This is a genomic window from Enteractinococcus helveticum, from assembly GCF_001657475.1.
Taxonomy (GTDB): Bacteria; Actinomycetota; Actinomycetes; order Actinomycetales; family Micrococcaceae; genus Yaniella; species Yaniella helvetica.
Genome location: NZ_LXEY01000099.1, coordinates 1 through 3,055 on the forward strand (window position 1 = coordinate 1; position 3,055 = coordinate 3,055).

The 3,055-nt window shown below is 54.7% G+C and carries 1 rRNA gene; it reads right to left on the reverse strand.

The features are described 5' to 3' along the window. Positions 1-2,996: ribosomal RNA gene (locus A6F49_RS14760) — 23S ribosomal RNA — on the reverse strand; the annotation flags it as partial. Positions 2,997-3,055 lie beyond the last annotated feature (59 nt).

Sequence of the window (3,055 nt, forward strand, 5' to 3'; positions counted from 1 at the left end):
AGGAGAATTCATCTTGAAGCCGGCTTCCCGCTTAGATGCTTTCAGCGGTTATCCATCCCGAACGTAGCCAATCAGCCATGCACCTGGCGGTACAACTGACATACCAGCGGTTCGTCCGTCCCGGTCCTCTCGTACTAAGGACAGCCCTTCGCAATTCTCCAACGCGCGCAGAGGATAGGGACCGAACTGTCTCACGACGTTCTGAACCCAGCTCGCGTACCGCTTTAATGGGCGAACAGCCCAACCCTTGGGACCTACTCCAGCCCCAGGATGCGACGAGCCGACATCGAGGTGCCAAACCATGCCGTCGATATGAACTCTTGGGCAAGATCAGCCTGTTATCCCCGGAGTACCTTTTATCCGTTGAGCGACGACCGTTCCACAACGAGTCGCCGGATCACTAGTCCCAACTTTCGTTCCTGCTCGACCTGCCGGTCTCACAGTCAAGCTCCCTTGTGCACTTACACTCAACACCTGATGACCAACCAGGCTGAGGGAACCTTTGGGCGCCTCCGTTACCATTTAGGAGGCAACCGCCCCAGTTAAACTACCCATCAGGCACTGTCCCTGGACCAGATCATGGCCCGAAGTTAGATATTCACTACCACCAGAGTGGTATTTCACGATTCGACTCCACCACCACTAGCGTGGCGGCTTCACCGTCTCCCACCTATGCTACACAAGTGCTAGTCAATACCAATACCAAACTATAGTAAAGGTTCCGGGGTCTTTCCGTCCTTCTGCGCGTAACGAGCATCTTTACTCGTAATGCAATTTCGCCGAGTTCATAGTAGAGACAGCGGAGAGGTCGTTGCTCCATTCGTGCAGGTCGGAACTTACCCGACAAGGAATTTCGCTACCTTAGGATGGTTATAGTTACCACCGCCGTTTACTGGGGCTTAACTTCTCCGCTTCGCCACACACGTGTGGCTAACAGATCCGCTTAACCTTCCAGCACCGGGCAGGAGTCAGTGCATATACCTCGTCTTACGACTTCGCATGCACCTGTGTTTTTGATAAACAGTCGCCTCCCCCTAGTCTCTGCGGCCCTTACCCCCTCCACCCAGCAAGTGGGCATCAGGGTCCGGGCCCCCCTTCTTCCGAAGTTACGGGGGCATTTTGCCGAGTTCCTTAACTATGATTCTCTCGATCGCCTTAGTATTCTCTACCTGACTACCTGTGTCGGTTTCGGGTACGGGCAACACCACACCTCGCGCCGATGCTTTTCTCGACAGCATAGGATCACCGAATCACCCACCACGTGGGCGCCCATCACGTCTCAAGCATTATGTCTGGCGGATTTACCAACCAGACGCCCTACACGCTTAGACCAGGACAATTCCACTGCCTGGCCCGGCTACCTTCCTGCGTCACACCTGTTAATGCGCTTGACGCACTGGATCAGGTCCCAGCCGCCCCACCAGAAACAACCCGAAGGCTGCTAACGGTGGATTGGGTGGTTAGTATCACCAACTTGTCATGGACGGTGTAGCACTGGTACGGGAATATCAACCCGTTATCCATCGACTACGCCTGTCGGCCTCGCCTTAGGCCCCGACTAACCCAGGGAAGAAAAACTTGACCCTGGAACCCTTCGTCATCCGGCGGACGGGTTTCTCACCCGTCATTCGCTACTCATGCCTGCATTCTCACTCGCACACACTCCACAAGACCTCACGGGCTTGCTTCACCGCGTGCACGACGCTCCCCTACCCAACACCACGTAACGTGGTGCTGTCATGGTTTCGGCGGTGTGCTTGAGCCCCGCTACATTGTCGGCGCAGAATCACTTGACCAGTGGGCTGTTACGCACTCTTTCAAGGGTGGCTGCTTCTAAGCCAACCTCCTGGTTGTCTCAGCAACTCCACATCCTTTCCCACTTAGCACACGCTTAGGGGCCTTAACCGATGATCTGGGCTGTTTCCCTCTCGACGATGAAGCTTATCCCCCACCGTCTCACTGCTACGCTAGACTTAACCGGCATTCGGAGTTTGGCAGACGTCAGTAACCTTGTAGGGCCCATCAGCCAACCAGTAGCTCTACCACCAGCAAGCACACGTAACGCTGCACCTAAATGCATTTCGGGGAGAACCAGCTATCACGAAGTTTGATTAGCCTTTCACCCCTACCCACAACTCATCCCCTCCATTTTCAACTGAAGTGGGTTCGGTCCTCCACACGCTCTTACACGCGCTTCAACCTGGCCATGGGTAGATCACTTCGTTTCGGGTCCAGAACACGCGACTAAATACGCCCTTTTCAGACTCGCTTTCGCTACGACTACCCCACACGGGTTAACCTCGCCACGCATCACTGACTCGCAGGCTCATTTTGCAAAAGGCACGCCCTCACCCACCAAAAAAGCAGGCTCGGACGGATTGTAAGCACACGGTTTCAGGTACTATTTCACTCCCCTCCCGGGGTACTTTTCACCATTCCCTCACGGTACTGATTCACTATCGGTCAATAGGAAGTATTTAGGCTTACCAGGTGGTCCTGGCAGATTCACACGAGGCTCCACGAACCCCGTACTACTCGGGAACATCACACAACAACACACACCAGTTTCAACTACGGGACTCCCACCCTCTCCGGTGCAGCACTCACACTGCTTCGTCTACCAATACGCATCACTGCGGTGCACGGCAGCACACCACGCAACGTCCCAACAACCCCCACCACGCAACCCCTGCCGGGTCTCACACGCAATAGGTTTAGCCACCTCCGCTTTCGCTCGCCACTACTCACGGAATCACAATTGTTTTCTCTTCCTGCAGGTACTGAGATGTTTCACTTCCCCACGTTCCCTCCAACTGGCCTATACATTCAACCAGCGGTCACACACACAACCAAAGCCATGCATGCGGGGTTTCCCCATTCGGACATCCTGGCATCACCGTTCGGTTATCAACTCCACCAGGCTTATCGCAGATTCCCACGTCCTTCATCGGCTCCTACTACCAAGGCATCCACCGTGCGCCCTTAGCAACTTACCCAACCAGTATGCACGCACACCAGTTGTTCGTCACCACAAACTGAGCAAACACAACCCACT